Here is a 22,820-nt window from a genome sequence, read left to right on the forward strand (position 1 = left end):
GAAATAGTGAAGCAATGCGTTTCCACTGGTCATCTTCAAGTTCATAACGTTTAGGCGTTGTCATGGTAAGACCTCAATTCGTTTTTACAACGATTATACCTAAAAGAGACGTTTTCAAACAGACCCTAGCGGATAATTTAATCTTTGAGCAGTGAAGAATCGTTGCTAAACAGGAGGTCAGTCATGAGAATCCAAGATTTTTCGTATCAGTTACCGGATGGTCGGGTGTTATTTGACCACTTAACGGCTGACTTTGAGCCGGGGAAAGTCAACATTTTGCTGGGCGTGAACGGCGTGGGAAAGACGACGTTGCTCGACTTTATTGCCGGCGTCAGTGAACGGCAGGACTTACCTTTCGAAGGCTTTCCCGAAATGTCGCGGATTGCTTACCAGATGCAGGGGGCACCGTTTACAGGGTCAGCCAAGGTAATAGACGCCATTCGAATGATGGTAAACCTAGATCGACCGGCCGCAAATTTTGAGGTGAGTCAGCTACCGGAGAGTTTAAAGGATATTGCCAACAGTCATTTTCGCGATCTCTCTGGTGGGCAACGCCGGTTGGTTATTCTGGAAGGGATTTGTCAGCTACAGCGCGACCTGTATTTATTTGATGAACCGGAAAGTGGTTTAGACGTTAAGATTGCCGTTCAAATGATGACCCGCATTAAAGCCTTAGCCGCTAAGGGAAAAACGGTGATTATGACGACTCACCAATTTCGAAATCTTCCTGAAGACAATGTGCACTTGCTGGTTCTAGCCGGAAAATGTATTGCCTTCACGGGAACGCCGGCAGAGCTGATGGCGGAGACCAACACGCAGAGTTTAGAGGATGCTTACTTGAAAACTGATTCCTAACCATTTTGCGTCAAAAAAAGAGAAGTCCCGGGTTTGCCGAGCTTCTCTTTTTGGCATGAGTTAGTTTTAACGTCGCCGGTGCCGCACGAACGTAAAGAAGTGCAGGAGACTGGCTAAGAGCACGTAGAAGATGACCACGAAACTCACGTACGTGATCCAGAACTTGCCGGCCGCAAAGACGCCGAACCACCAAGCCTGTAAGCCCATGGTGACGAGGGCCATGACGGCAATCATGGCGAACAACAATAAGTAACGTTTCAAGGTATTATCATCCTTTCGTGGTCGGTTGGCGATTTTCTTAGCCCAACGCCGACACTCTGCTAATTTTTCCGGTCGAGGAGCGTGTGTGCCACCCCAAGTGCCCGTACCAACGAATTCACCGACCTTGATCAGTCCCGCGCCGGTTAACACACGGTCGATAGTCACGAAGGTCTGGTCAGTGATCCCGGTGAAAAAGTTTTCGGTGGAACTAATAAAACAAGTCGTCATGCTCAGGTAGTGTTTGTCCTTGTATTTGCCAGGTAACGTGTCAGCCACGGAATTCATCCGCACCAACCGAAACCGCATGCAGTCGAAGAACTGTTTCATGACACCTGAGAGGCCGCCCCAGTATGTAGGTGCACAGACAATCCAAAAGTCACTGGCCGCCATCTTAGCCTCAATCTCGTCTAACGCTGGGCAAGACTTTTCCTTCGTGTCGGGATAAATGTCATAATCCCGCAGAAAAACGGTCTCGACAGTGGCATCGGTGGGTAAATTATCGGTGACAGCCTGCAGATAGCCGGCCGTGATCCCGTTTCGCTCATGACTTCCTAATAACGCCAAATAACGCACAGCAATCGCCTCACAATATTAAATCATCAATAAGTTGCGTACGATAATTATACCGCATTTAACCGGTTAATGAAGATTAGGGATTTGCCTAAAGTCAGTGTCAGAAATATTATCATGGTGTCGAAGTATGGTCATTGGGTGGAATAACCAGTGATGGGGGCTTTAAAGCGGCTACGGTGAGTACTAAAATGAGAACGAAGATTGCTTGCTGTTTTGAGGGTAACTCTAACGGTAAGGGATAGACCAGTTTTTCCCCAAACAAAAACCCTCACAGTAAAAGTCTGTGAGGGACAAGACGTTAGAGAATTTCAGTGAGAATGGCGAAGAAGCGTTGGGAGATAACTTCCCCTTGTCCCGCCTTAGAGAATTTGTAGTTCAGTAGGTGACGGTCAATTTCGTGGAAGAAAACGTTGGCCATAGTGGAATAATCGCTATCGTTGGTTTGGTCGATGCGTTTAAAAGCCCGCCAAGTTGAATAGATCAACTGAGCGTTGGAAACGTCTGCCAGTTCTGGAAAATGCGCACGGATGCTTTTAGTCATGGTGATGACCTGTTTAGCCCGTTCTGGGGACATTTCCATCTTCGGTGCCGTGGTTGCACCGGCTGTTGCTTGCGTCATATTGGCATTCCTCCTTGAATAATTTCTGATTTCTTTCTACTTCCAGCATACCACTGTTGGTCGTATCCGGTAAGCAATGTCGGTTGGTTTCGGCGAATTTAGCGCGGAGACTCCTGAATCTTTAACGAAACCTGATAATCTTTAAGAAAAAGCTATGGTATAATATTGGTTTGATTAGCTTAGCTCGGTTAGAAGCCTAAGCAATCTGACCATTGAATTTTACAAAGTGAAAGTAGGGTGTCAAATGGCGGCAAAGTCTGATAATTCTGGCAATCAAGCTGACGCACAAGAACAGATGGTAGCGGGCTCTGCGTGGATGACGGCGGGAAGTATCTTTTCGCGAATACTGGGCGCAGTTTATATTATTCCCTGGAACATCTGGTTCGGCGCCTTCTATCTCCAAGGAAATGCATTGTACGGAAAAGGGTACAACATCTACAGTTTCTTCTTGATTGCCGCAATTGCGGGGGTGCCCTCGGCGATTGCAAAGCAAGTGGCGCACTACAATGCGTTGAATGAATACGGGATTAGCGTCCGCCTGTACAAGCGAGGCTTGGAAATTGCTATTATGACCGGAGTCGCGATTGCCGCGTTGATGTACTTCGGTGCGCCACTCTTTACGGGTGGGGATGATAACCTGATCCCAGTGCTGCACTCGTTGGCATGGGCGATTCTGATCATTCCGACAATGAGTCTGACCCGCGGGTACTTCCAAGGCTTCCAGCAAATGGCACCTTCCGCCATCTCACAGTTTGTCGAACAACTCGTCCGCGTCCTGTACATGTTGCTGTCGGCCTACGTGATCATGCGGGTCCTGAAGGGCAACTGGATCACCGCTGTTTCGCAGTCGACTTTGGCCGCAGCGATGGGGGCGTTAGGTGGCCTACTGGTCCTCGGCGTTTACTATTGGCGGCGCCGGCGACATTTCCGATCACTGGTCCGCAACAGTAATAATCAAATGGTTGTGCCGGCCTCCCAACTGTACCGGGAAATTATTGTGCAAGCCGTTCCCTTCGTGGTCTTGGGTGCGGGGATTACGATTTTTCAACTGATCGACCAATATACCTTTGCCCCCATTATGAATATGGCCGGCAATTATTCAGCGGCTTACCTAAACGACTTATTCGCGTTATTTGGGGTTAACGCTAATAAATTAATCATGATTACGATTTCCCTAGCGTCGGCCTTGGCCGTGACGGTCGTACCGTTGCTTTCCGAGGCCTACACGCGGGGGGATAAAAAATCGATTTCCGACCAATTATCCAACGCCTTTTTAATGTTTGAATTCGTTATGATTCCTAGTGCGTTGGGGATGTCCGCCGTGGCTCGCCCGTTGAACTTAGTCTTCTACGGTCGTTCACACGAGGCTTTGGCTGCATCGATTCTGGCCTTTTCTTCGTACCTCTCGATTTTACTGGGATTGTACACGGTCGCGTCTGCCCTCATGCAGGGAATCTCGCAAAATAAACGAGCCGTCCGCTACTTTATCGTGGGGACCATCGTTAAATTTATCGTGCAGTGGCCGTTAGTTTACTTCTTTGGGGCGTTTGGGCCGCTACTGGCGACGGGCTGTGGATTCTTGGTCACATGTTATCTGATCGTCCATTCGTTGGACGTTCAATTTGGCATCAACTACGCCCAAATTGCCAAGAAGACGAACGGTATTTTACTGACATCGATTGGGACGTATGCCTTGGCTAAGTTCATTACCTTTTTGGGTAGCTTCAGTGGAAGCGAAGGGCGAGTCATGAACTTCCTAATTGTGGCAGTGGCAGCATTAGTCGGCGGTTATTTCTACGTTTACGTGGTTTTAAAGAGCCGGTTGGCGGATGCCATTATGGGACCTCGAGTCGCAGGGTTACGGCGGCGGTTGCACATTCACTAGGAGGACGCTGAGATGAACATTGAACGGTATTTAACGGAAAATCGACAGGGAACGCCGTTACAAATTTTGCGGTTACTGCGGCAGGGACGGGTGACGGTCAATTCTGACGTGGTCGACTCACCCCGGGCGACAGTAGCCGTGGCGGATAACGTCCGCGTTGATGGGATGACCGTGACCGGGCGTCAGCCGCAATACCTAGTCTTCAACAAGCCAGTTGGGTTTCAACTGAGCATGGACCCCACGACACCGCACAGCTTGGGCAGCTTGTTAAATGCCTTTGATCAGCCGCGGCAATTAAAGCCGCTGGCGGATTTACCCAAGGAAGCGGTAGGTCTGGTGTTGGCCAGCGATGACGAACATTTTTTGACCGATGTGACGGGACAAAACTGGCCGAGTCAATTTCAGGTGCAAGTCAGTGGGACGACGGCTCCCGTGCTGGCACCCAATCAGGCTTTCCGTGAAGTGACGACGCAGGTCGATCAGGTTCATCAGCACGTGACGGTCACCTTAACGACGACTGACGGTGAGATGGCGGTCGCGGTCCTCGGGGCGTTGCCAGACGCTCTGGGTCCCGTCGAACGAGTAACGATTGGCCCACTACGGCTGCCAGTCGATTTGCCAAACGGTGCGTACCGCGGGTTGTTACCAGCGGAAATCGATGAGTTGACAGGTCCGCTAGACGATGAAGAAAATAGAATGTAAGTAAAAGGTAGGAACCGCTATCCGAAATAGGATAGGGATTCCTGCCTTTTTTGGTGGCTTGACTAAAGGCTGAGAGAATCATTGGGTGTTTCAGCCCAGTATTAGTAGACGTCGACATCTCTGGATTGACTGCACTGCGGTTACTAGAAATTTCGTCTATTGTGAGGGAGCTTCAGACTAGCTAAAAATCACCAGCTTACACAACCTCGGCGGGTCACATCCCCGACTTCCTCTGACTCTGGCTGTTTTACGCCAACAACGGCCGAGAATTGTACAGCTTCGACATCTTTGATCCAACTGATAACGCTCAGTTCCTAATTGACAGAAAACGACTATGTAAGCCGAGAGGTCGTCAGATATGGGCTCAGGCGCGTCATTCTGCTTAGTTGACGGTGGGTTCCCGTCGGCTTAGCAGAAGACCAACCTTGTAGACTCGTGATTTTCGAGGCTTCAAGTTGCGTCCGCACCGTTCCAGCCCATATCTGACGGCCGGTAAGGCGAAGGGCATACTAGGCTGCCTAATTATCACGCTAATTTTTACACTCGTGTTCTTTCATGAACTGCGGTAGGACGTCAATGATCTGGTGGGGTAGGACCACATATTGGGTCCGTGCCAACTCTTCGGCAATGGCGCTGTGGCTATACACGGCGGCGAGCACGGCGTCGGTCTTGTTTGTAAACTGAGCAACAAAACCACCGACCATGCCGGCCAGGGTGTCGCCCATGCCGCCGGTCGCTTGGGCCGGGGTTCCCATCGGGTTCTCGTAGACGGCGGTTGGTGTGTAGATTTGCGTTCGGTGTGACTTGAGCACGACCGTGGCGTTGAGCTGATTAACAACTGGCTGATTTCTGGCTGGTGTTTGCTCAGCGATAGCGATGCCACTGAGGCGTTGCCACTCCATTTGATGGGGAGTAAAGATCAGGTGTGCTTGCGGTAAGGCCAGTTGGTGTTGAGCCACTAAGGTAATCGCCGACCCGTCAATGACCAGCGTTTGCTCAGGCTGGACGACACTGAAGACGTTGTTCAAGATGGTCAAGGATTGCGGACTAGTGCCGAGCCCCGGACCAATGACGATCACGTCGGTCCCCTTGACCAAGTCTTGTGTTTGAGCCAAGTCGTTGAAATCGGCGAACATAGCTTCTGGCAGGCGGGCGTGTAGGCTGCCCTGATTGCTGGGGTCAGTGATGGTCGTGACCAGTCCAGCGCCGGCGTAAACGGCCGCGGCACTAGCCATAAGAATGGCGCCGCCGAAGTTACGATTGCCGCCGATCAGGGTGATGCGCCCGTACGTTCCTTTGTAGCTATCTGCCGGGCGCTGCCGGATTGTCCGTGTTAAAATTTCTGTGGATAGAGTTTGCATGGTGAAGGCCTCCTCGTTTCAGTTTTAGTATAGCATGTTCGTTCGTGAAATCGGCTTACATTCGGGCGCGGGTATGCTAAAATCAAAGGTAAGTATTCCTGGACGTTTGGTCCGAATAAAATGAAGGAGGTCCAATCATGGCAATTGATTGGCAACAGCTAGCTGAAAAGTACCGGAAGGATTATATCGCAGATTTAACCACCCTGGTCGGTATCGACAGCTCTCGTGACGACTCTAAGGCCACTGATGACTACCCATTAGGTCCTGGCCCGGCCAAGGCACTGATCGCATTTTTAGGATTAGCCGAACGTGATGGGTTTATGACGAAGAATTTAGATAACTTGGCGGGTTACGTGGAGTATGGGGAAGGCGATGAGACCTTAGCGATTCTCGGTCACGCGGACGTCATGCCGGCGGGTAAAGGGTGGCACACGGATCCCTTTACGTTGACCGCAAAGGATGGCAACTTGTATGGTCGGGGAACTTCCGATGACAAGGGTCCAGCCTTGGCTGCCTACTACGGTTTGAAAATGTTGAAGGATCAAGGCATCCTGCCTAAGATCAAGATTCGTTTCATCATTGGGACCGACGAGGAAAGTGACTGGACGGGGATGAACCACTACCTCGACTTAGAACCAGCCCCAACCCTGGGCTTCTCACCCGATGCGGAATTCCCATTGATCAACGGTGAAAAAGGGAACGTGACCTTCACGTCGACCTTTACGGGTACCAACGGCAACGACTTAGTTTTACGCGAATTTGACGCTGGCTTACGGGAAAACATGGTTCCACGGGACGCCGAAGCAACGGTTAAAAATGGCGATAACGCCCAATTGACCGCCGACTTTGACAAGTTCTTGACGGACGCCCCAGTTACGGGTGACGTGACGACCGCTGCGGACGGTTTACATTTCCACGTAATCGGTAAGGCCGCTCACGGGATGGAACCGAAGAACGGTATCAATGCTGGGACCTACCTGGCAACCTTCTTAGCCGCACAAAACTTCGGTGGTGACGCTGCGGACTTCTTAGATCTGCTTGCAAGTAAGCTACATGATGATTCCCGGGCGAACAAGTTAGGCATTGCCTACACTGATAAAGTCATGGGTGATTTGACCATGAACGTTGGTATCATGACTTTCACGGCCGATAAGGGTGGCTTGATCAACACCAACTTCCGTTACCCAACTGGAACGGGGGCCGCTGACATTAAGGCCGGCTTGGCAAAGGCCACGGCTGACATGAACGTGACGTTGAAGCAAGGTCGAGAAATGGTTCCCCATTACGTTGATCCAGCCGATCCAATCGTGGCAACGTTGATGGACGTTTATCGGCAACAGACGGGCGATACGACCGCGCAACCAGAAGTTGTGGGCGGTGGAACCTATGGCCGCTTGATGAAGCGTGGCGTGGCCTTTGGGGCGTTGTTCCCCGGTACGCAAGACACGATGCATCAGGCCGACGAATTCCAACCCGAAGCTGATTTATTAAAGGCAATGGCCATTTATGGTCAGGCAATCTTCGAGTTGACCAAGTAAGGTCGTGAGAATGACCGGCAAAGGAGTGGTAGAGATGACCGAAGGATACAAACGGATTTTAGTGGGAGTTGATGGTTCCCGCCAAGCACGCCGCGCAGTGGAAAAAGCCATTGCGGTTGCGGTGCGGAATCAAGCTGAATTAATCATTGTGACCATTATGAGCGGCGGCGACTATGTTGGTCTGGGTAGCAATACCGAAGTGGGTTTTGGTTATGTTGACCAACAAGTCATGGACGAAGCGCGTCAACGCCTCGAACAGATTGTCGACAAATACCGCAAGAAGGCTCAGGATGCCGGTGTTAAAGAAGTGGTGACCACCGTTTACTACGGCCACGCCAAGGTCGACTTGGCCCGGACGCTGCCCAAGGAATACCAAGCAGACTTAGTCATGCTGGGTGCCACGGGGGTCAACGTGGTCGAACGAATGTTGATGGGGTCCACGGCGAGCTACGTAGTTGCCAACGCCATCTGTGACGTCATCGTGGTTCGAACGGATATTAATAATCAAGCCACTAATCTGAAACATTTACCGATGGATTAGGGTTGAAATTTTAAAACAGGCTATGTTCTCGCCAATTATATGGCAAGGACATAGCCTGTTTTTTTAGATTAGTTGAAATAGTGGCAACGCAATGTAACTCTCGCCTTACCGGCCGCCAGATATGGGCTGGAACGGCACGAACGCAACTTGAAGCCTCGAAGGTCACGAGTCTTCAAGATTGGTTTTCTGCTAAGCTGGCAAGAAACGCCAACTAAGCAGAACGACGCGCCTGAGCCCATATCTGGCGACCTCTCGGCTTACTTTACTGTCTTAAGGCAGCACTTGATGAATGCAATTGAACGCCTATCTACTTGTGGTCAACCATGCCAAGGATGAAGGTTTGAAATCTGTTCAGCAGTTTAGCCATCTAAACGGTAGAAAATTTCCGGTTTTTAACGTCCGTTGTAGTAAAAATCAATTTGAGCCGGAGGAGGCCAAGGATGTAGCCGGCCGTGGAGGTGGTGTTAGCTGGCGATTTTGGCCAGGTTACACCACGGGCGACTTTGGAGACACACTGTTCTTGTGTGGCTTCAAATCGAGCGAGAAGCCCGTTTCTTGGGCTGAAGCGTCCCCACAGCAGGCGGAATGCTTGGCAGCCGTAGTGCGGTAAAGTTTAACTCATGTAGCGATTTAAACTTTAGTAATTACGAGTTGCGGATCTGGCGAGGGTGTCGAAGCGGTCGTAGAACTGGGCCTTGTCGACCTGCGTGACGAGGGTGACGGGGCGGCCGTTGGGGGTGATGAACGTGCGACCCGCACCGTGACCCGTGGTGAGCACGTCGCTGTGAACAACGGTGGCATCAACGATTTCGGGGTAGCGGCTGGTCAGCGTGGTTAAGACATCCCATAGGTAGTAGGTGGAATCCGCCTCAAAGGCCATGACTAGTGAGTAACCGTAACCGATCAGTTCCATAGCGGGATAGCGGCGGAGTTCGGCCCAGTGTTGCCGTAGGTCGGCCGTTAGCGGGATCTGGTCGGTACTTTCCAGACCGATCATTTGAATGTCGATGTCGGCGTCCCAAACCGTTTTAACGGCCTCGGGGTCCCAAAAGGCGTTCCATTCCATGGTACCGTCTTGGTCGGGTTCACTGACGTTTCCTTGATTGTTCATGGTGCCACCCATCCAGAAAAGCTTGTCGATCTTCGCTGTAATGGTGGGGTCGATCGCCAGGGCCCGCGCTAGATCGGTCAGGGGGCCGGTCATGACGAGGGTGGTCTTGCCAGGTGTTTGTTGGAGCTTTTCAATCATATCGAGATGAGCGGGCTTTTCGGCCGCGGGCGTCGAAATGAAGCCACGTTCGTTGAGAACCGGAAAGTTGTCAAACGAGTAGGCCGAGAGCCGCCAGTTTTGTGGAAACTGGTGGACTGGTCGTGAGTTCGACGTTGCCACGGATAACGGTTGTTGCGCTTGGCCGAAAAGATCAATGATCTTGCGTGAGGCCGAAGCGGCAGGCTCGACATAAGAATCGGCACCAACCACGCCGACGCCAGTCAAATTGATATCGGGCATCTGCAGCAGGAGCAGTAGGGAAACGAGGTCGTCAACATTACCATCATGATTGAAATAGACATTTTGCAAGCCAGAACACTCCTTATATGATTACAAATTCTCAAAAGTATAGCATATAAGTTCGTGATTTGATAGACAAAATGACCATAAATTTATTTATAACCGATAGTAAAACGCAAAACCCGAAATATAAACCGATTTACCCTTTTAAAGAAGGTGTTAAGTAGTTTAAAGGCGGCTTAGTTTGTTGGCTGACTTGTTTTACTGAGAAACTGAAAGCAACAAAAAAGAGCCAACAACGACATCGTTAGCTCCCAAATGGATTTTAAATTAATGTTTAAAGTCGGTGAATGTCGAGGACACTACCGGTTTTGGCGTCGGCAATGAACTGGTATTGGACTAATTTGTCGTCCTCATAACGGGTGATACCACCGTAGTAGGCTTCCGTTTTCACCGCGAATTTTTGGAACGGTACGGCATGCTTCTCAATCCACGCACCTTCGATCGGGGATTCTTGTCGGAATTGCCGCTTGACTTGATCCAAGATGTTGTCGGGATCCAAACGAGAAAAGCCACCGAAAAGTCGCGTGATGAAAATGCCCATCAGGCCTCCGAGCACACCGGTGAGACTTAATTGATACAATTGTCCATTTTTAGCAGTCATGCTACCGCCTCCTTAAGCAGGTTAATGTTGGGCACTACTCCCATCACTTCTGCCACCAGTATAACAATGATTGCCGCGAAGTTCCCGTAAAAAGACAAAAATCGTGTAAATTCCTTTGGGCATGCTATAATGGTTCTTGTGTAACTTTTAAAATTAAAAAACAAAGGAGTGCTTACTCATGGAACAATTACCCAAGATGTCTGCCGCTGAATTAAAGGACGTTGTCAAAGACGGCAAGACCATGTTATTCTTCTCCGCGACCTGGTGCCCAGACTGCGCCTTCATTAAGCCAGCGATGCCAGCAATCGAAGCGGAATATCCTGACTTTAAGTTCATCGCCGTTGATCGCGACGAAAACATCGACTTAGCTGTTGAACTTAATGTATTTGGCATTCCTAGTTTCATCGCTTACGCCGATGGTGAAGAAATCGGCCGGCTGGTGAACAAAGATCGTAAGACTAAAGCAGAGGTAGAAGAATTTATTAATTCTTTGGCAACCAACGCCGACTAAACCCGTTGGAAAGGATTCAGACATGTTAATTGCTAGTTACAATCCCCAAGAATTAGGGGACACTTTGATTGTTGTCGTGGCGCAAGACTCCGCTGAACAAGCGCACACGGTGCGGGACAATATTGCCCGAATTTATGACTCAGCTACGGAAAAGACGCTAGGGTACAACTTCTTAGCCATTTCCGAAATTTTACCAGGCATCACTGGTCTGGGCCAAGTTCACTTGTCAGCTGATGACGTGGCGGCCTTGAACGTTGCCTTGGAAAATGCTGGCTTCGCTGGCGAATTGGTTGCGGAAACCAGTTCACGGTTTGTGGTCGGTTACGTTAAATCAGCCGATCCCCATCCCGATTCCGATCACTTATTGGTGACGGAAACGGTCGTGGATAACGACGAATCGTTGCAAATCGTCAGTGGGTCACCGAACATGCAGGCCGACATCAAGGTCGTTGTGGCCAAGGTGGGCGCTATGATGCCCAATGGTCTTATCATTTGGCCAGGTGAGTTACGGGGCGTTGCCAGCAACGGAATGATTTGTTCCGGTCGTGAGTTGGGATTAGCAAACGCACCGCAAAAGCCAGGGGCTTTGATCTTGCCCGATGATTATGAAGTGGGCGAACCGTTCGATTTTGAACGGGGCCAAACTATTTTTAAAGCTTAAGAAACATTACAAAGTGGGTCAGACCTTGTCGTCTACCCGCTTTTTTGTGTACAATAGTGTAGACTGACTATGTTGCGTCTGGACTGGGCCAATGAATTTTGGCCAAATCTGACAGAAAGACTGTCTAATTAGACTTTATCGTGGAAAATGTGAGTTGCCGTCACATGAATTTTGCCAGCAACTGTACTGGACGCCAGGTCAATTGTCCCAGCGACGGAGAATTTTAGAGCGTTAGGGCATCTTAAATATAAAAATAATTAAAAATCCAGGGAATGAGTATAGCGGCCGTTTTAGGCGGCCTCTCCTCCCGTAGAAAAAGCGGTAAGACGTGCGCTTATCAAGGAGGAAGCAACATGGAACATTATGATGGACCGGCCTTCTACCGAAAATTTCCGGTGGAACCGACCCCTGAAGAATTAGAAGACACGACGAACGAGCGGGCTCAGCGACAGGTCAAGGAGCGTAAAGCCCGCAATGATCGTATCCGCTTGCGTGAGACACGGCAGAAGCCAGCCGTGACCCCCGAAAAAAAGCGGGCGGTCACGCCAGCATCAAACGTGCAGCCACAGTCGACGCCAGAAAAGCCGACGACCAGCACAGGCAACTATCGGCCGTTTCAGGTGACAGCGATTCCTAAGCAACTTCACTGGACGCGGCCAACGTTAGAATCACGGCGGCGGTATCAGCGGCTAGTTGCTAGCTTACATAAGAGTGATGACAGTTTCTTTTTGTTTGGGCGAGCTGAGGATGCTGATTTACCTACCACCACGATTAGTGTGCCTGTTAAGGAGCCAACCGTAAAGGCCGAGCCGGAGCAGCCAGTCATCAAACATGAAATGAAGGCAGCCACCCCCGTGAGTTTAACGGTAACGGCCACCCATGAGTCAAAAGTGCCAGTACCAGTGACTGCGGTTACACCACCGTCAGCCGACGACTCAAGTGTTAACGGCAAGTTGGAGACCGAAACAGCGCCGACTGAGATCTTCTACCCGACAGACACGGCGGCTGAGGATGACACTGAATCAGCAGATAACGTCAAAGTGACGGCTGAAAACAATCCTGAATCAGCGACAACATCGGCGTTTGACACTACTACTGAAGCAACTTCGGCGACGGCGACAGATCAGGTTGCAACGGCAGAAACGACCGATGAACGAACAGCAAGTAAAGCTTCGGAAAACTTAACGATGGCGACAACCGCGGCTGATGTCCCAACCGCAGTCCCTGCCAAATCGCTGTCTGAGGCGACCTATCTCCCAGTCGGATCGGCTGGTAATGGGCGCAATCAGCCTCAATCCGACGCAATCACCACGGGTGAAGGCATGCCGGATGATGAAAAGATTAATGACACCGCCACCACTGCAGCCGAGGCTGAACAACCCGCTGAAGTGGCTAAGCTTTTAGCGCGCGCCGAAGCTGACTCTTCTAGTGAGTCGACTACTGATTCGGCGGGAGAAGTGATGACCGCCAAAGCGGAGTCGACTGTGACTGCTACCGAAGAGGGGAGTGGGGTTGAAGCGCCAGATGCCGGGGATGAGACTCCGGAGCCAACAGCGACGGTCGCGGATAACTACGCGAAAGCCACGGCACCGGTGAAACCTAAACCCACGGCACCGGTGAAACCTAAAGCCAAGCCTAGTCGTGGACTGGGCCATTCTTTGGGTGACATCATGCAAGAGGAAGGTAATGACCAACGTAACTTAGCGCTCTTTGATCGACCAACGCCGGCGACGGTTGAACCAGAAGTCGAAGAAGAGACTGACCGGGGCTATCATTTCCCAGATCTAAGCTTGCTGCCGAATCCCGTCGTGCCCGATGAAGAGGCCTTGGATGAATGGATCGAACACCAAGCAGAGGTGCTAGATGCCACGCTGAGTGCCTTTCATGTTGACGCACACGTGACCGACTGGACGGTTGGTCCCACGGTCACCCAGTTCCAGATCAGCTTAGCGCTTGGGGTCAAGGTCAATAAGATTACGAATCTGAACGACGACTTGAAGCTGGCCCTGGCGGCGAAGGATATTCGGATTGAAGCGCCAATTCCGGGAAAGACGACGGTCGGCATTGAAATCCCGAACCTGAAGTCCCGTCCGGTCATGTTGTCGGAAATTCTGAATTCAGAAGCCTTCAAGAAGAGCGAGTCGCCATTGACCGTGGCCCTCGGGGTCGACTTATTTGGGAAGCCCCAGGTCACCGATCTGCGGAAGATGCCGCATGGCCTGATTGCCGGGGCTACCGGGTCAGGAAAGAGTGTGTTCATCAACTCCTTACTCCTGTCGATTCTTTACAAGGCCACGCCTAAGCAGGTCAAGCTCCTGCTGATCGATCCGAAGGCCGTTGAAATGGCGCCTTACGATGCCTTGCCACACCTGTTGTCACCCGTGATCTCCGACCCTAAAGCCGCTGCGGCCGCTTTGAAATGGGTCGTGACTGAAATGGACGAACGTTATGAGAAATTAGCGGCAGCCGGTGTCCGGAACATTGAGCAATTCAACGACCGGGCCGACGCCAACGATGAGCCTGCGCTGAAGATGCCATACATCGTGATCATTATCGACGAATTGGCTGATTTGATGATGATGGCGGCGAGCGAAGTTCAGGACTACATCGTGCGGATCACGCAAAAGGCCCGGGCCGCGGGGATTCATTTACTGGTCGCCACGCAACGACCAAGTGTGGACATTGTGACCGGGACCATTAAAAATAATATTCCAACCCGAATCGCCTTCATGGTTTCCAGTCAGATCGACTCCCGAACTATCTTGGACACGGCGGGGGCCGAAAACTTACTTGGCCGTGGGGATATGCTATATTTAGGTAATGGTGCGAGTCAGCCGATGCGGCTACAAGGGGCCTTTGTCGAATCCGAAGTGGATGCCGTCACGGACTTCGTGCGGACACAGGGTCAGCCACACTATGCTTTTGAGCCCAAGGGTTTACTGCAACGGGAGACCGCTGAAGAGAACCAAGACGAGCTCTTACCGAAGGTTTTGGACTACATTGCTCAAGAAAAGTCGGTCTCCACGTCTAAACTCCAACGGGTCTTCTCCATTGGCTACAATCGCGCAGCCAATCTGATCGACGACTTGGAGCAGCACCACTACGTTTCTCCTCAACATGGTTCAAAGCCACGTGAGGTTTATTTAACACCCGAAGACTTAGGGAAAAAGCTGCCGGAACCACATGACCAGGGTGCGCCGTTCTCATCTTAGCTTGAATAGTCCTCACGCGTCTTTAATCGCCCAGTTCTTTTATGGGGGTGGGGGATATGCTAAAATGAGAGTAGAGTCACTCGATCGGTTGGGGGGACCAGTGGCCTTTGCCGAAGAGAGTAGAAAAGAGGATCATTTAATGGATAACGCAACGGTGTATCACTTTGTTGGAATTAAAGGGTCAGGGATGAGTGCCCTCGCTCTGATTTTGCATGATAAGGGCTTTAAGGTTCAAGGGTCAGACATTACGCAGTACACGTTTACCCAACGTGGTTTGGAAAAGGCTGGCATTAACGTCATGGCCTTTGACGAAGCCAACATTCACGAGGGTTTAACGGTGATTGCGGGGAATTCCTTTACGGATGATCATCCCGAAATCAAGAAGGCTCGCGAAATGGGCTTGCCCGTTTACCGCTACCACGAATTCTTAGGTCACTTGATCGAAGGCTACACGAGCATTGGGGTTGCTGGTGCGCATGGGAAGACCAGTACGACTGGGTTGTTGGCGCACGTCTTAAGTGGTGTGGCCCCAACGTCTTACCTGATCGGTGATGGGACTGGTAAGGGAACACCTAACGCGCGTTTCTTTGTGTACGAAGCCGATGAATACCGGCGTCACTTCCTGGCAACCAAGCCAGACTACGCCATCATGACCAACATTGATTTTGATCACCCTGACTACTACACCGGCATCGATGATGTCTACAGTGCGTTTGAAACTTGGTCCAACCAAGTCAAGAAGGGAATCTTTGCTTGGGGTGATGACCCTGAGTTACGGAAACTCAAGACGGATGTCCCCGTTTACTACTACGGGACCAGCGACCGTGACGACTTCCAGGCTAAGAACATCAAGCGTTCGACGACTGGGTCGAACTTTGACGTGTACCATGACGATGAATTCTTAGGGAACTTTGAAATTCATTTGTATGGTGAACATAACGTGCTGAACAGTCTGGCAGTGATCGCCGTGGCTTACTTTGAAAAGGTCGACATGGACGAAATTAAGCATGAATTGGTCGACTTCAAGGGGGTCAAGCGTCGGTTTACGGAACGTAAGTTAGCTGACATGACCATCATCGATGACTATGCGCACCATCCATCAGAAATCAAGGCGACGTTGGACGCTGCTCGGCAAAAGTATCCGGACAAGGAAATTATTGCCGTCTTCCAGCCACATACGTTCAGCCGGACGATTGCGTTGATGGACGACTTCGCCAAGAGCCTGAACTTAGCGGATAAGGTCTTCTTGACCAACATCTTCAGTTCGGCTCGTGAAACACAGGGTGCGGTCTCCAGTAAGGACTTAGCTGCTAAAATTGTTAAGGGCGGTGAAATCTTGACCGTTGATAACATGTCACCACTGTTGGACTTCCACGATGCCGTGGTCGTCTTCATGGGTGCCGGCGACGTTCAGAAGTACGAACGGTCTTACGAAGAATTACTGAGTCACCTCTCATTGAAGAACAACTAAATTAAAAACTGAAGGTCAGTGACTCTAGCGGGAAGCCGTGAGGGTCACTGACCTTTTTATTTGATTGAAAAATCGGATTGCCACGGCTGACAGGGATTCCGCCTACGGTTCTGATTGTGGTTTATCATGACAACGGTCGAAAAATGTGGGAATTTGGCGTTTGCGGTCCAATCGATAACGACCGTTACAATTATTGTAAGCCGGTAAGCCGAAAGGGGCACTAGATTGCCTAGTTTTAGTCAAAACAATTGCTTTCACGACTGATTACTTGTGTTTATCGTCAGATTTGATAAAATATATTCAATAAACCCAGAAACTGGTCGTCAAGTTTTGGCGGCTAAGTCGGGAATTGATTTGAAAAAAGGAGCGTTTCAATGAACAACTTTGATCAGCAGCCCCGCGCAACAGTTAACACCGAGGTTGGCTTAAATGCCTTTCTAACCAAGATGTTTGGATGGATGGGCTTAGCAGTTTTAGTTTCCGCCGCTACTGCCTTCGTGATGGCAACGCAATTTGGTGGTGCCGTCCAGAGTCTAAGTCGTGGTGGTTTGTTGTTACCAATCATCGTTTGGTTCATCTTGCCATTCGTGATTAGTGGTCAATCGATGAAACGTCCGACCGTCGCCTTTGTGGGCTTGATGGTCTATGCGGTCATTACCGGGATCGTCATTTCAACGTATACGCTGTATTACTCGAATGCGTCGATGACCGCCGCCTTCGTTTCCAGTTCTGCCATCTTCATTAGCATGGCAGGCTTCGGGATTTTTACCAAGCGTGACTTGACTAAGTTTGGCACGCAGGCAACCGCCGCTTTAATTGGGGTCATCGTTGCCGTGCTCGTGAACGCCTTCTTGGTGAAGAGCGTGATGGTCTCCCTGATTTTCTCAGTGATCGCGGTCATCATCTTCGCCGTCTTGACGGCTTGGGACACGCAACGGATGCAAAAGATGTACCTGCAATACGGTGACCAGGTCTCCACGACCGGTTTGGCCGTCAACGGGGCTTTGCAACTGTACTTGGACTTCGTGAACCTGTTCTTACAACTCTTACAAATTTTCGGTATCTTTGGTGGCAGTCGCGACTAAACGAACCGTTGCCCACCAGAAGTATTGGACTCGATCCAATACTTCTTTTTTTATGGTTTCGGGTTTTGCTATTTTTTTGGTAAAATAGGGAAGGAACGTTTGGCGGTGAACGCAAATCTACCGGCTAAACCAAGATGGCTACATTTCGGATGAACTAAATTACTCGAGTACGGAAAACCAGGCTCGAAAGGAGCGTCACATGGCAGAGAAACGATTGTTATTGATTGATGGAAACAGTGTCACCTTTAAGGCCTTCTTCGCGTTATACACGGCTTTAGGCAAGTTTACCAACAGTGAAGGGTTGCATACGAACGCCATTTATGGCTTCAACACAATGCTGGAGACCATGTTGGATACGGTCAAGCCCACCCACGCCTTAGTTGCGTTTGATGCCGGGAAGACCACTTTTCGGACAAAAATGTACGACGACTACAAGGGTGGCCGGGCCAAGACAGCGCCAGAACTATCCGAACAGTTTCCGTACGTGAAGGAACTCTTAGCGGCCCGGGGGATTCAGACTTACGAATTACCCGATTACGAAGCCGATGACATCATTGGCACGTTAGCCAAGCAGGCCGAAGACGCTGGGTTTACCACGACCATTGTGACCGGGGACCGCGATTTAACGCAGTTGACGGATGACCATACCACGGTCTCCATTTCCAAGAAGGGTGTCAGTGACATCGAGCACTATACGCCAGCTTATGTGAAGGAAAAGATGGGTGTGACTCCCGCCCAGATCATTGATATCAAGGGCCTTCAAGGTGACAATTCCGACAACTATCCTGGTGTGACTGGGGTTGGACCTAAGCGCGCTGTGGATCTGATTGGCAAGTATGGGAGCATTGAAAACCTGTACGACCACATCGACGAGATCACGGCTAAGAAGCTCAAGGAACATCTGGTGGCGGACCACAAGCAGGCACTGATGTCGAAAAAGTTAGCCACGATTTTACGGGACGCGCCGGTTGAGAAAAAGGTGGCGGACTTAACCTATGAGGGCGACAATCAAGAAAAATTAGTCGAATTCTATCAACGAATGAATTTCAACCAATTCTTGAGCAAAATGAGCGTAGATGGCGAAGCCCCAACCGCAACGCCAGGGTTAAAGGACATTGATTTTACGGTACTTAAAGCCGACAATCTGAGCGATTTGCCAGCATTTACGGCCGGGTGCGAGTTCTATCTGGAAATGTTGGATGAAAACTACCACACAGCCCATCTCGACGGCTTTGTCATCGGTGACAAGGATCAATGGTGGGTCAGCCGCGACGTGACGCTCTTACAACAGGCCCCACTGAAGGCGTTGCTTGAATCGACCGACATTAAGAAACAAGTCTTCGATGCTAAGCGGACGTACGTGGGGTTACGGCGACTGGGTATCACGTTGGCCGGCGTCGACTGTGACCTCTTGCTCTGCTCTTATTTGCTGAACACCTACGATAACAGTAACGACCTCGGTCGCTTGGCCATGGAACACGGCTATCACCAAGTGGCGACCGATGAGGACATCTACGGAAAGGGCGCCAAAGCGGCGATTCCGGTCGATGACGTTGACTTCTTCTCCCACCTTGCCAGAAAGGCCCGAGCAATTGAAAGCTTACGGCCTCAGTTGTTTAAGGGGTTAGAGGAAAATGAACAGACACAGCTTTACCAAGACATTGAGCTGCCGATGGCCTTCGTGCTAGCTCGGATGGAGGTTGCCGGTATTACCGTGCAGGCCAGTGAGTTGGAAGCCATGGGCAGTAAATTTACCGAACAACTAGCCGAAATTGAGCAGACAATTTACAACGAGGCCGGGGAAGAGTTCAACATTGGATCGCCCAAACAACTGGGACGCATTCTCTTTGAAAAAATGGGCTTACCGGCCATTAAGAAGACTAAGACGGGCTATTCAACGGCGGTCGGTGTGCTGGAAAAGTTGGCGGCTGAGGCCCCAATTGCGGAAAATATTTTGAAATACCGGAAGATTGCGAAGATCCAGTCGACCTACGTGGAAGGCCTGTTGAAGGTCATCCATCCAGACGACCACAAAGTGCACACCCGCTACCTGCAGACACTGACGCAGACGGGACGGCTATCCTCGGTTGACCCGAACTTACAAAATATTCCAGTCCGAAACGAAGAGGGTCGCGCCATTCGAAAGGCCTTTGTTCCCCGGCACCCCGGCTGGCAGATCTTCTCGTCTGACTATTCTCAGATCGAACTGCGAGTCCTCGCTCATATGAGTCACGACGCCAACATGCAGGAGGCCTTCCGCGAGGGCGAAGATATCCATGCGGCAACGGCCCGGCGAATCTTTAGAATGGGACCGGACGAAGAGGTGACACCAAACATTCGGCGGCAGGCTAAGGCCGTTAACTTTGGAATCGTATACGGAATCAGTGACTTTGGCTTGTCACAAAACATCGGTATCAGCCGGAAACAAGCCAAGAACTTTATTGATACCTACTTCGAAGAGTATCCCGGCGTGAAGGCCTACACGGAGCGCATGGTCCAACAAGCCCACGAATTGGGATACGTTGAAACAATCGCGCATCGGCGGCGGTATTTGCCAGACATCAACTCCCGGAACTTCAATCAGCGGTCCTTTGCCGAACGAACGGCCATGAACACGCCAATTCAGGGGAGCGCGGCTGATATTATTAAGATTGCAATGATCCGAATGGAAGATGCCATCAAGGACATGCAGGCGACCATGTTGCTTCAAGTCCACGATGAGTTGATCTTTGAAGCGCCAGCGGAAGAAATTGAAACGTTGGCAAAATTAGTACCGAGCGTGATGGACTCCGCTATCGACCTAGAAATTCCGTTGAAGGTGGAAAGTCACTACGGGCCTACCTGGTACGACGCCAAGTAGGGTAAAAGGAGAGACGGTTTATGCCAGAATTACCAGAAGTTGAAACGGTTCGGCGCGGACTGAATCGGTTAGTGGCCGGTGCCACTATTGACCATGTTGAGGTATTTTATCCCAAGATGGTGACGCCAGACCGTGATGAGTTCACGGCTGAATTGATTGGTCGGCAGATTGAGCGGATCGACCGGCGGGGCAAGTACCTCCTATTTCGGTTCAGCGGCGACCTCACGATGGTGTCCCATCTGCGGATGGAGGGCAAGTATGACGTCCAAGCCGAGGGCAGTCCGATCACCAAGCACACCCACGTGGTCTTTCATTTAAAGGATGACCGGGAGCTGCGGTACACGGATACTCGTAAATTTGGTCGTATGCGGCTGGTGCCGACGGGCCAAGAGGCTGCGGAGATGCCATCGTTGGCTAAAATGGGGCCGGAACCGACCGAAGAAGCGCTGACGTTAGCGTATATGCAAACGATTTTTGGAAAATCACACAAAGTGGTCAAACCGTTTTTACTCGACCAATCGCGGATCGCTGGCTTAGGCAACATCTATGCCGATGAAGTGTTGTGGCTGTCAAAGATCAATCCATTGACGCCAGCCGACGAACTGACTAAAGCTCAGTTGGCGACGTTGCGACGGAACATCATTGAAGAAATGGCGCTGGCAATTCAGGGTCACGGGACCACCGTCCATTCATTTTCCACGGCATTTGGTGAGGCTGGTCAGTTCCAGAATCATCTGCACGTCTATGGTCGCGAGGGTGAACCCTGTGAGCGCTGTGGGACCGAGATTGAAAAAATCAAGGTCGCCCAACGCGGCACGCATTTCTGTCCGAAGTGTCAGCCGTTACCAGCGGCAGCTTTGGAGGCGTTTGACCGTGACTGAGGTATGGGGATTGACTGGTGGCATTGCGACCGGGAAAACGACGGTGAGCGTCTGGTTAAAGGCAGCGGGGTTACCCGTGATTGACGCCGATGTGATTGCCCGTGAGGTCGTAGCGCCGGGAACCGAGGGCCTGCGACAGATTGCCGCGACCTTTGGCAAGTTATACCTGACGGCGGGTGAGTTGGATCGTCGGCAACTGGGCCAACTGGTCTTTCATGATCCGGTACAGCTAAAACGCCTTGAAGCCATCACGACGCCGCTGATTCAAGCGGAGATTCAACGCCGACTGACGGATTACCGTCGGCGAAATGTGCCCGTTGTCATCATTGATGCGCCAACTTTCTTTGAGTCGGGCTACCTTGAAGCGCTGACCGACCACGTGATGGTGGTGGCAACGGATGCGGCCACGCAAAAACGCCGATTAATGGCGCGAGACCAGCTTTCGGCAGCTGATGCCCAAGCCCGAATGGACCGACAATGGCCAATTGAAAAAAAGGTCGCCCGCGCAACGGTTGTCATTGATAACGGGGGAACGATTGCCGAAACACGGCAACAAGTGGTAAAATGGCTTGACATGAACAACTTAAAGTAAATGCTGGTGTGGTAGTCGCCTTACCGGTCGGCAGATATGGGCTGGAACGGTGCGGGCACAACTTGAAGCCTCGAAAGAACCGAGTCTCCAAGCTTGGTTTTCTACTAAGCCGGCAAGAAACGCCAGCTAAGTAGAACGACGCGCCTGAGCCCATATCTGCCGACCTATCGGCTTACATTCATATTCTGTGGCAACTTGGGGGTAATCGAAAAGTTGTTACGGGGTGTGCTGTAGGTGTGGAGATATATGGTTTTTGGTTCTTGTCCGGGCAATGAGCAATCAGAGCCGGAGGAGGTCAGGGATGTAGCCAGCTATGTCAACGATGTTTGTCAGGGTTCTTTCCCGGCTTACATCGTGGGACGACCTCGAAGACACGGGTTTTTCGTGGCTTTGAGGCGAACCGGAAGCCCGTTTCTCAGGCTGGAGGTGTTTCCCGCAGCAGGCGGAATTCCTGGCAGCCGCAGTGCGGCAATTGTCCACAATTTTAAAATGTATTTGATGATGAGAGAGAATTAAATTTAGCGAGGTGACCAAATATGCAGTGTCCACACTGTCATCATAACGGATCACGGGTCGTCGATAGTCGGCCCACCGACGACGGTCGGGTAATTCGTCGGCGCCGTGAGTGTGAGAGCTGCGGCTTTCGGTTCACGACATTTGAGCGGGTCGAAGTGACTCCTCTGTTGGTAATCAAGAAGAACGGAACACGGGAAGAATTTAATCGTGAAAAAATTCTGAAGGGCATTATCCGCTCGGCCGAGAAGCGACCGGTGGGGATGGATGTCATGACCGACATTGTCGATAGCGTTGAGAATAAGATTCGTGCATTGGGCGTCAATGAAATTTCCAGTCAGTTGATCGGGGAGTACGTGATGGACAAACTGGTCGACGTTGATGAGATCGCCTATATCCGGTTTGCCAGTGTATATCGGCAATTCAAGGATACCGGTGTCTTCTTTAACGAACTGAAGGATATGCTTGATAAAGACAAAGAAAAGGCTAAAAAAGAATCAAACGGGCAAAGCGAGGCGAAGTAGG

General features: G+C 50.8%; 20 protein-coding genes. 15 read left to right on the forward strand and 5 right to left on the reverse strand.

From position 1 onward, the window contains the following. Positions 1 to 183: 183 nt before the first annotated feature. Positions 184 to 855 (forward strand): AAA family ATPase, encoded by a 672-nt coding sequence (locus FC99_RS06620; RefSeq protein WP_048731978.1) that lies wholly within the window; start codon positions 184 to 186, stop codon positions 853 to 855. Positions 856 to 921: 66 nt separating this feature from the next. On the opposite strand, the gene FC99_RS06625 is transcribed toward FC99_RS06620, so the two are convergent. Further along, entirely contained in the window at positions 922 to 1,689 is a 768-nt protein-coding gene (locus FC99_RS06625) for a flavodoxin family protein (protein WP_048731974.1), read from the reverse strand. Positions 1,690 to 1,987: 298 nt separating this feature from the next. Beyond that, a complete protein-coding gene (locus tag FC99_RS06630) occupies positions 1,988 to 2,308 on the reverse strand; it encodes a hypothetical protein (RefSeq protein ID WP_048731971.1) in 321 nt (106 codons plus the stop codon). A gap of 244 nt (positions 2,309 to 2,552) precedes the next feature. Here FC99_RS06630 and FC99_RS06635 point away from each other — a divergent pair, with 244 nt between their 5' ends. Beyond that, a complete protein-coding gene (locus FC99_RS06635; protein WP_048731969.1) occupies positions 2,553 to 4,193 on the forward strand; it encodes a putative polysaccharide biosynthesis protein in 1,641 nt (546 codons plus the stop codon). 12 nt (positions 4,194 to 4,205) lie between these two features. Continuing rightward, entirely contained in the window at positions 4,206 to 4,895 is a 690-nt protein-coding gene (locus tag FC99_RS06640; RefSeq protein ID WP_048731967.1) for a pseudouridine synthase domain-containing protein, read from the forward strand. Between the two features lie 530 nt (positions 4,896 to 5,425). Here FC99_RS06640 and FC99_RS06645 read toward each other — a convergent pair. Then, positions 5,426 to 6,256 (reverse strand): NAD(P)H-hydrate dehydratase, encoded by an 831-nt coding sequence (locus tag FC99_RS06645; RefSeq protein WP_048731965.1) that lies wholly within the window; start codon positions 6,254 to 6,256, stop codon positions 5,426 to 5,428. 137 nt (positions 6,257 to 6,393) lie between these two features. Here FC99_RS06645 and pepV point away from each other — a divergent pair, with 137 nt between their 5' ends. From pepV to FC99_RS13950, 3 genes are all read left to right on the forward strand, one after another. After that, positions 6,394 to 7,794, forward strand: coding sequence for a dipeptidase PepV (gene pepV / locus FC99_RS06650; RefSeq protein WP_048731963.1), 1,401 nt, complete (start codon positions 6,394 to 6,396; stop codon positions 7,792 to 7,794). Positions 7,795 to 7,828: 34 nt separating this feature from the next. Continuing rightward, positions 7,829 to 8,335, forward strand: a complete 507-nt coding sequence (locus FC99_RS06655) for a universal stress protein (protein ID WP_048731961.1) — start codon at positions 7,829 to 7,831, stop codon at positions 8,333 to 8,335. 289 nt (positions 8,336 to 8,624) lie between these two features. After that, on the forward strand, positions 8,625 to 8,945 hold the full coding sequence (locus FC99_RS13950; protein WP_048731959.1) for a hypothetical protein: 321 nt from the start codon (positions 8,625 to 8,627) through the stop codon (positions 8,943 to 8,945). 27 nt (positions 8,946 to 8,972) lie between these two features. Here the strand turns inward: FC99_RS13950 and FC99_RS06665 are convergent, their stop codons facing one another. Next, entirely contained in the window at positions 8,973 to 9,914 is a 942-nt protein-coding gene (locus tag FC99_RS06665) for a nucleoside hydrolase (RefSeq protein WP_048731956.1), read from the reverse strand. Between the two features lie 268 nt (positions 9,915 to 10,182). Next, on the reverse strand, positions 10,183 to 10,509 hold the full coding sequence (locus tag FC99_RS06670) for a PepSY domain-containing protein (RefSeq protein ID WP_048731954.1): 327 nt from the start codon (positions 10,507 to 10,509) through the stop codon (positions 10,183 to 10,185). Between the two features lie 178 nt (positions 10,510 to 10,687). On the opposite strand from FC99_RS06670, the gene FC99_RS06675 reads away from it, so the two are divergent. The 9 genes from FC99_RS06675 to nrdR all read left to right on the forward strand — a co-directional run bounded on the left by FC99_RS06675 (position 10,688) and on the right by nrdR (position 22,819). Beyond that, positions 10,688 to 11,020: a thioredoxin family protein gene (locus FC99_RS06675; protein ID WP_048731952.1), complete on the forward strand. Its 333-nt coding sequence runs from the start codon at positions 10,688 to 10,690 to the stop codon at positions 11,018 to 11,020. Between the two features lie 22 nt (positions 11,021 to 11,042). Then, positions 11,043 to 11,681, forward strand: a complete 639-nt coding sequence (ytpR, locus tag FC99_RS06680) for a YtpR family tRNA-binding protein (RefSeq protein WP_048731950.1) — start codon at positions 11,043 to 11,045, stop codon at positions 11,679 to 11,681. A 353-nt stretch (positions 11,682 to 12,034) separates the two neighbouring features. Next, complete coding sequence (locus FC99_RS06685) at positions 12,035 to 14,893, forward strand: DNA translocase FtsK (RefSeq protein ID WP_048731948.1); 2,859 nt, start codon at positions 12,035 to 12,037, stop codon at positions 14,891 to 14,893. A 139-nt stretch (positions 14,894 to 15,032) separates the two neighbouring features. Further along, positions 15,033 to 16,364, forward strand: a complete 1,332-nt coding sequence (murC, locus tag FC99_RS06690) for a UDP-N-acetylmuramate--L-alanine ligase (RefSeq protein ID WP_048731946.1) — start codon at positions 15,033 to 15,035, stop codon at positions 16,362 to 16,364. Positions 16,365 to 16,738: 374 nt separating this feature from the next. After that, positions 16,739 to 17,449 (forward strand): Bax inhibitor-1/YccA family protein, encoded by a 711-nt coding sequence (locus FC99_RS06695; protein ID WP_048731944.1) that lies wholly within the window; start codon positions 16,739 to 16,741, stop codon positions 17,447 to 17,449. Between the two features lie 199 nt (positions 17,450 to 17,648). After that, positions 17,649 to 20,309: a DNA polymerase I gene (gene polA, locus FC99_RS06700; RefSeq protein ID WP_048731942.1), complete on the forward strand. Its 2,661-nt coding sequence runs from the start codon at positions 17,649 to 17,651 to the stop codon at positions 20,307 to 20,309. A 20-nt stretch (positions 20,310 to 20,329) separates the two neighbouring features. Further along, a complete protein-coding gene (mutM, locus tag FC99_RS06705) occupies positions 20,330 to 21,190 on the forward strand; it encodes a bifunctional DNA-formamidopyrimidine glycosylase/DNA-(apurinic or apyrimidinic site) lyase (protein WP_048731940.1) in 861 nt (286 codons plus the stop codon). Then, positions 21,183 to 21,782 carry a dephospho-CoA kinase gene (gene coaE / locus FC99_RS06710; RefSeq protein WP_048731938.1) on the forward strand — a complete coding sequence of 200 codons (600 nt, stop codon included), beginning with the start codon at positions 21,183 to 21,185 and terminating at the stop codon, positions 21,780 to 21,782. The genes mutM and coaE overlap by 8 nt, the downstream gene beginning before the upstream one ends. 536 nt (positions 21,783 to 22,318) lie before the next feature. Further along, positions 22,319 to 22,819 carry a transcriptional regulator NrdR gene (gene nrdR / locus FC99_RS06720; protein WP_048731935.1) on the forward strand — a complete coding sequence of 167 codons (501 nt, stop codon included), beginning with the start codon at positions 22,319 to 22,321 and terminating at the stop codon, positions 22,817 to 22,819. The last annotated feature ends 1 nt before the right edge of the window (position 22,820 follow it).

The sequence above is a fragment of the Levilactobacillus koreensis JCM 16448 genome (assembly GCF_001435525.1).
Classification (GTDB): domain Bacteria; phylum Bacillota; class Bacilli; order Lactobacillales; family Lactobacillaceae; genus Levilactobacillus; species Levilactobacillus koreensis.

Coding starts and splice junctions, on each gene's coding strand:
- nrdR (WP_048731935.1), top strand. CDS start 22,319: ATGCAGTGTCCACACTGTCATCATAACGGATCACGGGTCGTCGATAGT.
- FC99_RS06655 (WP_048731961.1), top strand. CDS start 7,829: ATGACCGAAGGATACAAACGGATTTTAGTGGGAGTTGATGGTTCCCGC.
- FC99_RS06670 (WP_048731954.1), bottom strand. CDS start 10,509: ATGACTGCTAAAAATGGACAATTGTATCAATTAAGTCTCACCGGTGTG.
- FC99_RS06695 (WP_048731944.1), top strand. CDS start 16,739: ATGAACAACTTTGATCAGCAGCCCCGCGCAACAGTTAACACCGAGGTT.
- FC99_RS06645 (WP_048731965.1), bottom strand. CDS start 6,256: ATGCAAACTCTATCCACAGAAATTTTAACACGGACAATCCGGCAGCGC.
- FC99_RS06640 (WP_048731967.1), top strand. CDS start 4,206: ATGAACATTGAACGGTATTTAACGGAAAATCGACAGGGAACGCCGTTA.
- FC99_RS06635 (WP_048731969.1), top strand. CDS start 2,553: ATGGCGGCAAAGTCTGATAATTCTGGCAATCAAGCTGACGCACAAGAA.
- mutM (WP_048731940.1), top strand. CDS start 20,330: ATGCCAGAATTACCAGAAGTTGAAACGGTTCGGCGCGGACTGAATCGG.
- murC (WP_048731946.1), top strand. CDS start 15,033: ATGGATAACGCAACGGTGTATCACTTTGTTGGAATTAAAGGGTCAGGG.
- FC99_RS06620 (WP_048731978.1), top strand. CDS start 184: ATGAGAATCCAAGATTTTTCGTATCAGTTACCGGATGGTCGGGTGTTA.
- ytpR (WP_048731950.1), top strand. CDS start 11,043: ATGTTAATTGCTAGTTACAATCCCCAAGAATTAGGGGACACTTTGATT.
- pepV (WP_048731963.1), top strand. CDS start 6,394: ATGGCAATTGATTGGCAACAGCTAGCTGAAAAGTACCGGAAGGATTAT.
- FC99_RS06675 (WP_048731952.1), top strand. CDS start 10,688: ATGGAACAATTACCCAAGATGTCTGCCGCTGAATTAAAGGACGTTGTC.
- polA (WP_048731942.1), top strand. CDS start 17,649: ATGGCAGAGAAACGATTGTTATTGATTGATGGAAACAGTGTCACCTTT.
- FC99_RS06630 (WP_048731971.1), bottom strand. CDS start 2,308: ATGACGCAAGCAACAGCCGGTGCAACCACGGCACCGAAGATGGAAATG.
- FC99_RS13950 (WP_048731959.1), top strand. CDS start 8,625: ATGCAATTGAACGCCTATCTACTTGTGGTCAACCATGCCAAGGATGAA.
- FC99_RS06685 (WP_048731948.1), top strand. CDS start 12,035: ATGGAACATTATGATGGACCGGCCTTCTACCGAAAATTTCCGGTGGAA.